The organism is Streptomyces sp. SID11385, from assembly GCF_010548245.1.
Classification (GTDB): Bacteria; Actinomycetota; Actinomycetes; order Streptomycetales; family Streptomycetaceae; genus Streptomyces.
The window spans coordinates 1-8,755 of record NZ_JAAGLR010000987.1 but is presented as its reverse complement, the minus strand read 5'-3'; the positions used below and the strand labels follow the sequence as shown (position 1 = coordinate 8,755).

The 8,755-nt window shown below is 74.6% G+C and carries 9 protein-coding genes, 1 other RNA gene and 1 pseudogene; 7 read left to right on the top strand and 4 right to left on the bottom strand.

The genetic code is table 11. The features are described 5' to 3' along the window. From G3I42_RS30260 to def, 3 genes and pseudogenes are all read left to right on the top strand, one after another. Positions 1-508, top strand: a pseudogene (locus G3I42_RS30260) (putative protein N(5)-glutamine methyltransferase); the annotation flags it as partial. A gap of 143 nt (positions 509-651) precedes the next feature. After that, positions 652-879, top strand: a complete 228-nt coding sequence (locus tag G3I42_RS30255; protein ID WP_164290938.1) for a hypothetical protein — start codon at positions 652-654, stop codon at positions 877-879. Positions 880-966: 87 nt separating this feature from the next. Then, a complete protein-coding gene (gene def, locus G3I42_RS30250; RefSeq protein ID WP_164290937.1) occupies positions 967-1,692 on the top strand; it encodes a peptide deformylase in 726 nt (241 codons plus the stop codon). A 98-nt stretch (positions 1,693-1,790) separates the two neighbouring features. Here the strand turns inward: def and G3I42_RS30245 are convergent, their stop codons facing one another. Beyond that, positions 1,791-2,045 (bottom strand): hypothetical protein, encoded by a 255-nt coding sequence (locus G3I42_RS30245; RefSeq protein ID WP_164290936.1) that lies wholly within the window; start codon positions 2,043-2,045, stop codon positions 1,791-1,793. Between the two features lie 103 nt (positions 2,046-2,148). Then, the gene (locus G3I42_RS30240; RefSeq protein ID WP_203607559.1) at positions 2,149-3,702 is read right to left on the bottom strand and encodes an MFS transporter; all 1,554 of its coding nucleotides are present in this window, start codon (positions 3,700-3,702) and stop codon (positions 2,149-2,151) included. Positions 3,703-4,180: 478 nt separating this feature from the next. On the opposite strand from G3I42_RS30240, the gene G3I42_RS30235 reads away from it, so the two are divergent. After that, complete coding sequence (locus G3I42_RS30235) at positions 4,181-5,176, top strand: Lrp/AsnC family transcriptional regulator (protein WP_164290935.1); 996 nt, start codon at positions 4,181-4,183, stop codon at positions 5,174-5,176. 360 nt (positions 5,177-5,536) lie between these two features. Then, positions 5,537-6,073: a flavoprotein gene (locus G3I42_RS30230; RefSeq protein WP_164290934.1), complete on the top strand. Its 537-nt coding sequence runs from the start codon at positions 5,537-5,539 to the stop codon at positions 6,071-6,073. Between the two features lie 143 nt (positions 6,074-6,216). Here the strand turns inward: G3I42_RS30230 and rnpB are convergent. Further along, positions 6,217-6,617, bottom strand: an RNA gene (gene rnpB / locus G3I42_RS30225) — RNase P RNA component class A. Between the two features lie 90 nt (positions 6,618-6,707). Between rnpB and yaaA the strand changes: the two genes are divergently transcribed. Continuing rightward, positions 6,708-7,508 carry a peroxide stress protein YaaA gene (gene yaaA, locus G3I42_RS30220; protein WP_164290933.1) on the top strand — a complete coding sequence of 267 codons (801 nt, stop codon included), beginning with the start codon at positions 6,708-6,710 and terminating at the stop codon, positions 7,506-7,508. Between the two features lie 65 nt (positions 7,509-7,573). After that, a complete protein-coding gene (eda, locus tag G3I42_RS30215) occupies positions 7,574-8,230 on the top strand; it encodes a bifunctional 4-hydroxy-2-oxoglutarate aldolase/2-dehydro-3-deoxy-phosphogluconate aldolase (RefSeq protein ID WP_164290932.1) in 657 nt (218 codons plus the stop codon). 50 nt (positions 8,231-8,280) lie between these two features. Here the strand turns inward: eda and G3I42_RS30210 are convergent. Next, the coding region (locus G3I42_RS30210) for a histidine phosphatase family protein (RefSeq protein ID WP_239096778.1) at positions 8,281-8,755 on the bottom strand (475 nt) is incomplete at its 5' end.

Here is an 8,755-nt window from a genome sequence, read left to right as displayed (position 1 = left end):
CGCGCTGCGGACGGCGCTCGGCCCGCGCGCGACGCTGTACGCGGCCGACGTCGACCCGGGCGCGCTGCGCTGGGCGCGCCGCAACCTGGCCCCGGTGGACGCGTGCGTCTACGAGGGCGACCTCTACGCCCCGCTGCCCGCCGCGCTGCGCGGCCGGGTCGACGTCCTGACGGCGAACGTCCCGTACGTCCCGAGCGAGGAGGTCCGCCTCCTCCCCGCCGAGGCCCGCGCCCACGAACCCCTCGTCGCCCTCGACGGCGGCACCGACGGCCTCGACCTCGTCCGCCGCGTCGCCGCCGGGGCCCCCACCTGGCTCGCCCCCACCGGCCGCCTCCTGGTCGAAAGCAGCACCCGCCAGGCCCCGGAGGTAGCGGCGATCTTCACGACGGCGGGACTGCGCGCGGAGACGGCGCACGAGGAGGAGGGGTGGGCGACGGTGGTGACGGGAACGCCACCCGAGACAGCCACCGAACCCAGCCCCTGCCCCTCCCCACCCTCCGGCGCTTAACCCTCCAGCCCCTCCGGCGTTTGAGGAGCGGGGCCCGGGGCGGAGCCCCGCGACGGCACCCCCGCGCAGCCTGTGCTCCGTACGACTGACCGCAGAGCCGTGTCCGCCCCGTCCCCGCCGCCCCCGCGGCTACCGTGCGGCCCGTGGAGCTACCCGAAGACCTGATCACCCTTCAGCAGGCGGCCGACGAAGAGGGCCGCAGGATCGAGCACCTGGAGGGCGAGGAGCAGAACGCGCAGCGGCGCGTGTGGTTCAACGCCGCCGCCGAGGTGCACATGGCGGTCACCGACTGGGCCCGTCAGCAGGGCCTGAACCGCTACGACGTGGAGAAGGAGCTGCGGCAGCGGGTACGGCACGTACCGCACGCCTGACGGGCGGGGGTGGGGCGCGCGGGGCGCGGGTAGGGTTCTGGCCGCGCGCGCCGCACCGGCCGTCGCGTTCCCGAGAGAGGCCGCCCCATGACCGAACCCGCCGCCGCCCCCGCGCGGAGCCTCGCCCCGCCGCCGGACTCCGTCCGCGCGCGCATCCCGGCCGGGGTCCCGGTGTACGTGCTGGGCGAGCGGTACGAGGGCGAGTACCCGCCGCTCGCCCCCGAGGCGGCGCGCGGCCGGATGCTGCGGGTGACGGAGGTCGGCGAGGAGGTCCTGGCGCGCCGCTGCGCCGAGGCGACGGAGTTCGGCACCCCCGGGCTGGCGCGGCTGATCGACGACATGTTCCTGACGATGTACCTCTCCGAGGGCGCGGGGCTCGCCGCCAACCAGGTCGGCGTGGACCTGCGGCTCTTCGTCTACGACTGCTTCGACGACGAGGGCGCCCGGCACGTCGGCCACGTCCTCAACCCCGTGATCGACGAGGCCGCCTCGGGCCGCACCCTGATCGACGACGTCGAGGGCTGCCTCTCGGTGCCCGGCGCGCAGCACGAACTGGCCCGCGCGGACCGCACGGTGGTGCACGGCGTCGACCGGCAGGGGCGCCCTGTGACGATCGAGGGCTCCGGCTACTTCGCGCGCTGCCTCCAGCACGAGACCGACCACCTGAACGGCATGGTCTACGTGGACCGGCTCGCCCAGCGCGCCCGCCGCGCGGTCCTCACGGACATGGCCGAGGCGCGCGGCACGGTCCTCGCCGAACGCCGGGCGCGGGCGGCGGCGATGGGCGTGGAGGATCTGAGCGAGGAGCGGTAGGGCGGGGCCGGGGCACGCCCGGCGGGGGCCGCGCGATCCGGTACGGGTGGCAGAGGGCGAAGCCCCGTACCCCTCACGAGGGCGAAGCCCCGTCCCGCCTAGATCTCCTCGCGCTCCCGCACCTCTCCGCACCCCGCGCACACCCACACGTCCCGCTGGAGCCACATCGTGCGGCGGCAGCGCGGGCAGCCCGTGGTGCGGATGCCGTCGGGGCCCATGAGGGGCGGGTCGGGGGTGTCGGCGGCGTAGGCGATGAGGCCGTCCCTGTCGTCCTCGGGGGCGGCCATGCGCAGCAGGCGGGCGGCCCGGCTGCGGGCCTCGTCGGCGAAGTCGCTCATGTCGTGGGCACTCATGTCCTGGGAGAGAGTACGGGGCGAGCGCGGGTTCCCGTACGCACGAGGCCGCCCGGTCGCGAAGGTGTTCCCCTCGCGGCCGGGCGGCCCCGGTCCGTCGTCGTCAGGCGTGCGCGCCCTCGCCGGCGGCCGCCTCGCGGCCCGCGGCGGCCGGGGCGGCGGACTCGCGCACCACCGTGCCCTCACGGTTCGCGCGCGGGCGCAGGAGGACGAAGGCGAGCACGGCGGCGATGAAGGTGAGCGCCGCGGAGACCGTCAGGCACAGCCGCAGCCCTTCGAGGAACGCCTCGCCGACCGCCCCGTAGACCTGGCCGGCGCGGGCGCCGAGCGGCACCGAGCCGACCGCGCCGAGGCCGCCCTCGTCGACGGCGTGCGAGAGCTTCTCCGTGAGGGAGCCGTGCACACCGTTGGCGGCGAGCTTGTCCGGCAGCGCGGAGGCGCTGCGGCTGGTGAGCAGTGCCCCGAGCACGGCCGGGCCGAGGGCGCCGCCGATCTGCCGGAAGGCGTTGTTGCCCGCCGCCGCCATGCCCGCGAGCGGGTGCGGCACCGAGCTGACGGCGGTCGCGGTCATCGGCGTCGTCACGAGGCCCATGCCGAGGCCGAGCAGGATGAGCTGCCAGGACAGTTCGCCGAAGGAGCTGTCCGCCTCGGCGCCGAGCAGCGTGAGCAGTGCGGCGGTCACGAGGAGCAGACCCAGCGTGATCATGTAGCGCGGCGGGAACTTGTGCATGAAGCGGCCCGCGACGCCGCTGACGACGAGCGCGGCCCCGGTGACGAGGAGCATGCGCCAGGCGATGCCGAGCGTGTCGAGGTGCTGGACCAGCCCGAAGTAGAGGCTCAGCACGAAGAAGAAGCCGATCATGCCGAGGAACATGACCATCGCGACGAGCGTCGTGGCGGTGAAGCCGGGGCTGCGGAAGAGCTTGAGGTCGAGCATGGGGTGCTCGGCGCGGCGCTCGACGGCGACGAAGACGACGCCGCTGACGACCGCGACCGCGAGGGCGACGAGGACCTCGACGTCCGTGAAGGAGCCCGCGCCGCCCTGGATGACGCCGAAGACGAGACCGGTGATGGCGAGCATCGCGGTGATCTGGCCCGGCCAGTCCAGGCGGCTCGCGCGCGGGGCGCGCGATTCGGGCAGGAGCTTCGCCGAGACCGCGAAGGCGATGAGCGCGATGGGGATCGTCACGAGGAAGATCCAGCGCCAGGAGGTGTGCGCGAGGATCACGCCGGAGATGATGCCGCCGATCGCGAGCGCGCCCATGAGGCACATCGCCCAGAAGCCGATGAACTTGCCGCGTTCGCGGTGGTCGGGCACGGCGTGGCTGATGAGCGCGAGCGTGGTGGGCAGCAGGGCCGCCGCGCCGAGCCCGGAGACCGCCTGCCCGGCCCAGAGCTGGCCGACCGAGTCCGCGGTGAGCGATATCGCCGCTCCCACGGCGGAGAACAGGAGCCCCGCCAGGTAGACCTTCTTGCGGCCGTGGACGTCGCCGACGACGCCCGCGGTGAGGATGAAGGCGGCCATCGGCAGCACGAAGGCGTCCGAGACCCACGAGAGCTGCGAGGTCGTGGTGGAGAGTGCCGACTGGATCGAGGTCAGGCTCACCGAGACGCTCGTCACCGGCAGGTAGGCGACGAAGACCCCGAGGCAGGCCATGAGCACTGTCACCCCGCGATGGGGCGCGGCTGCTGCGGGTGGCTGGGACACGTGAACTCCTTCGGTGCGCCGGGGGATTCCGGCGCGTGGGACGGGCGGAGTCGCGGGCGGGACGGCAGGTCCGGCCGTACGGTCCGGGCGAGCGGCCGATGGCGGCCGTTGGTCCGGGCGTACGAGCGGGCCGGACGGCGTCTTCGCCGGCCGGCTGGACGGGATGGGGTCCCCCGTCGCGTACGCGGTGCGTACGCACTCGGGGCCGGACGGCGCTCCGGGGCCGGGGTGGGCCCGGCCGAGTGGCCGGGGGGGTGGCTTCGGCCGCGGTGGCCTGGGCCGGTGGTTCGGTGTGGTCCGGGAGCGCGCCGTACATCCGTCCTCGAATCCTCCGGAAGTCTCCGTCGGAACTGCGAATTCCCCCAAGCCAAGCCCGGGCAAGCGCCGAAAACATCCAGAGATCACCGGGTGGTGCGATACTTTCCCCATGCTCGATCCCCTCGACAGCCATATCCTCCACGCCCTGCACGTGGCTCCGCGGGCACCGTTCCGGCTGGTCGGAGAGGTGGTGGGGGTGTCCGAGCAGACGGTGGCGCGCCGCTTCCGGGCGATGCACAGGGCAGGCGCGGTACGGGTCGTGGGCCTCGTGAACCCGGCGGTGCACGGACTCTCCGCGAGCGTCGTACGGATCGGGCTGCACCCCGACCGGCTCGACGTTCTCGCCGAGGCGGTGACCCGGTTGCCCGAGGTCTCCTTCGCCTACATCACCTACGGCGGCTCGGAGATCGTCTGCTCCCTGGAGACCGCGCAGGACGGGCGCATGCCCGACGTGCTGCGCCGCCTCGCCAGATCGCCCGGCGTCCTCGGCCTCGACACACTCATGGTCCTGCGCGCGTACTCACCGCCGGGCGCGGACTGGCGCCACCTCGGCCCCTCCCTCCCCGCGGAGGCGGTGGCCCTGCTCCAGGAGCGCTACCCGCGCCCGGTGCCGCAGGGCCCGCCGGTCGAACTGCGCCCCGACGACACCCCCTTGCTGGCGGTGCTCGCCGAGGACGGGCGGGCGAGCCAGGCCACGCTCGCCGAGCGCACCGGCTGGACCCCGGGCCGCATCGCCCGCCGCATCGAGACGCTGGAGCGGTCGGGGACGCTCTTCTACGACGTGGACCTCGTCCCGGAGAGCTTCGGCTACCCGTTCGGCGCGACCCTGTGGCTGCGGACGACGCCCGCCCTGCTCGACGCGACGGGCACCGCGGTGGCCGCGCTGCCCCGCGTCGCCTTCGCCGCCGCGACGAGCGGCGAGCAGAACCTCATGGCCATCGCGATGTGCACGGACGCGGCCGATTTCTACGAGCTCCTCAGCGGCCCCCTCGCCGACATCCCCGGCATCACGGGCTACAGCGTGAGCGTACGGCTGCGCGCCCTGAAGAAGGCGGCGTCGCTGGTGTACCGGGGACGGCTGGTGGCACCGGCGGCGATGCGCTGAGGGACGAGTGGGCCCACCGCCGCAGCGGGCCGCGAGACCGGCGAACGGCGCCGGCGCACGCTCGACCGACCGGCCCGGCTCGCCCTCGGCTCACGGCGCGGGCCCCGCACTCGACTTGGTTGAGCAGGCTGTACGAGTACGGGATGCGCGCGGCCGGCTGTTTCTGTGTGAGGCGCGCGAGCTTGCGCTGTTCCGCGATGTGGCGCTGTCGCCGGAGGGGGGCATAGTGGTACCTCGCGTTCCCGGCCCGACACGTGAAAACGGTACCGCGCGGCGCCCGCGCGAAGCTGCGACCGCCCCTGTTCCGCGATGGGTTGGGGGCGCTCGCACGTTCGCGTACTTGCTCGATGGGATGAACCGATGACGACCCTCTACCTGCTCGGTGCGGCCGCTCTGCCCGTGCTCGACATCGCGCCGTTCATCGAGGAGGCGCAGGGCGCGGGGTACGACGTGTGCCTCGGGCTGACCCCGGCGGCAGCCCGCTGGCTGGAGCCACAGCTGACCGGGCTGGAGCGGCTGACCGGGCATCCGGTGCGCTCGGAGTACAAGCGCCCGGGGGCACCGGACGTGTGGCCGCGCGCGGACGTCGCGCTCTTCGCGCCCGCCACGTTCAACAGCCTGAACGCGTGGGCGCTCGGCCTCACGTCGTCGTTCGTCGTGGGCTTCGCGGCCGAGGCGATCGGCAAGGGCATCCCTCTCCTCACGATGCCGTGCGTCAACGCCGCCTACGCGCGCCACCGAGCGCTCGACCGAAGCGTCGCGGAGCTGCGCGGGATGGGAGTCCGGGTGCTCTACGGCGAGGACGGCTTCGCACCGAACCCACCGGGCGAACGCCACCCGTACCCGTGGCACCTCGCGCTCGGGGCGGTCCGGGAAGCGGTGCCCCCTCGGGCGTAGCCCGCGCGCGGCGCCGGCCGAAGCGGTTCCCGACGTCCGAGGTGACGCTGTCGCACCCGCCGCCCGAGAGTCCCCAGCCAGTCCCCGGCCCGGGGTCGGATTTCGATCCGGCCCGGAGGCTTCTCCGCTCAGCGAGGTGGCGGCAGACGAGTCGGGCTGTACGCCGGGTTCTGTTCCTCGGGGGCCTTGCGGCGTGCCGAGGCGACGGCCATCCATCTAGGGCCGGTGTTGCCACCGGCCTCGTGCGGTCTACCCGCGGACTCGGGCGGGCAGCCCTCGAACGTCCGCGCAGGAGCGCCGAAGCGTTCCCTTTTGACCTTGCTCCGGGTGGGGTTTACCTAGCTGCCCGAGTCGCCTCGGGCACTGGTGGTCTCTTACACCACCGTTTCACCCTTACCGGGGGCCGAAGCCTCCGGCGGTCTGTTTTCTGTGGCACTGTCCCGCGGGTCACCCCGGGTGGCTGTTGGCCATCACCCTGCCCTGTGGAGCCCGGACGTTCCTCGGGGGTCCCCGAAGGGGCCCACGCGGCCGTCCGCCCGGCTCGTCTGCCGTGCGGTCATGGTACCGGGCGGGGCGGGGTGCGGCGCGATTACCCTGGCCAGGGGGTTCACCGCGCAGGACGTGAGGAGACATCGTGCTGGTACTGCTGCCGCCGTCCGAGGGCAAGGCCGCCGGGGGCGAGGGGGCGCCGCTCGCGCTCGGCGGGCTCTCGCTGCCGGGGCTCACGGAGGCACGGGCGCGGGTGCTCGACGAACTCGTCACGTTGTGCGCCGCCGATACGGAGAAGGCGCGCGAGGTGCTCGGGCTCAGCGAGGGGCTGCGCGGCGAGGTCGCGAAGAACGCGGCGCTGTACGAGGCCGGGACGCGGCCCGCTGGGGAGGTCTACACCGGCGTCCTCTACGACGCGCTCGGCCTCGCGACGCTCGACGCCGCCGCGCGCGAGCGGGCCGCGCGCTCGCTGCTCGTCTTCTCGGGCCTGTGGGGCGCGCTCGGCACGGCGGACCGCATCCCCTCCTACCGCTGCGCGATGGGCGTGAAGCTGCCCGGGCTCGGGGCGCTCGGCGCGTACTGGCGGCCCTTCCTCGCCGAGGTGCTGCCGGAGGCGGCGGGCGAGGGGCCCGTGCTCGACCTGCGCTCGGCCGCGTACGCCGCCGCGTGGAAGCCGAAGGGCGCGCTCGCCGAGCGGACCGCGACGGTGCGGGTGCTGCACGCGCGGGTGGTCGACGGGGTCGAGATGCGCTCGGTCGTGAGCCACTTCAACAAGGCGTCGAAGGGGCGGCTCGTACGGGACCTGCTCACGCACGACGTGCGGCCCGCCTCGCCCGCCGAACTCGTCACCGCGCTGCGGGACCTGGGGCACGTGGTGGAGACGGCGGGGGCCGGCGGCAAGGGCAGGCCGTGGGCGCTCGATGTCGTGGTGCGGGAGATCCACTAGACGGCCCGTTGCAGCCTGCGCAACGTGCTTTGCGCAGGGTGCCGCACCCGAGGCACGATGAGCGCATGACAGACTCCCCCGTCCCCGCTCAGTCCGCCGCCGAGGCCGCCGCCTCGGTGCTCGATCTCGCTCCCGTGCTGCCCGTCGTCGTGATCGACGACCTCGCCGACGCCGTTCCGCTCGCGCGCGCCCTCGTGGCCGGCGGGCTGCCCGCGATCGAGGTGACGCTGCGGACGCCCGTCGCGCTCGACGCGATGGCGGCGATAGCGGCCGAGGTGCCCGAGGCGGTCGTGGGCGCGGGGACGGTCATCTCGGCGGGGCACGTGGACGCGGCGGTACGGGCGGGGGCGCGGTTCCTCGTCAGCCCGGGGTGGACGCCCGCGCTGCTCGCCGCGATGAAGTCGTCCGGGGTGCCCTTTCTGCCGGGCGTCTCGACGACGTCGGAGGTCGTGGCGCTCCTTGAGGCGGGCGTGCGCGAGATGAAGTTCTTCCCCGCGCAGGCGGCGGGCGGCGCCCCGTACCTCAAGTCGCTCGCGAGCCCGCTGCCGCAGGCGCGGTTCTGCCCGACCGGCGGCGTGAGCCCGCAGAACGCGCCCGACTACCTCGCGCTGCCCAACGTCGGCTGCGTGGGCGGCTCCTGGATGCTCCCGGCCGACGCGGTGCGGGCGAAGGACTGGGGACGGGTCGAGGCACTGGCCCGCGAGGCGGCGACGCTGCTCTGAGCCGGGCGCGCGGCACCCGCGCCGAGCCACACGGCGCACCTCCCCCGCACTCAGCCGGGCGGGAGGTGCGCCGTGCTGTTGAGGTACCGCACGCTCGTGTTGCCGTCGCCCCACACCGCGAGCGCGGAGAGCGAGGCCGGGTCCAGGTCCATGCGGTACAGGGCGGAGGGCGGGGCGCCGAGCGCGAGGCGCAGCAGCGTCTTGAGCGGGGTCACGTGCGAGACGAGCAGCACGGTGCGGCCCCGGTGGGCGCCGAGGAGCCGGTCGCGGGCCGCCGCGACGCGTACCGCGACGTCCGCGAAGCTCTCGCCGCCCGGCGGGGCGGCCCCGGGGTCGGCGAGCCAGGCGGCGAAGGCGGCGGGGTCCTGGGCGCGCGCCTCGGTGTAGGTCAGGCCCTCCCACGTACCGAAGTCGGTCTCGCGCAGGTCCTCTTCGCGCGTGTACGGCAGGCCGAGCGCCGTCGCCGTCTCGCGGCAGCGGCGCAGGGGCGAGGAGACGACGGCGTCGATCCGGATCGTACGGAGG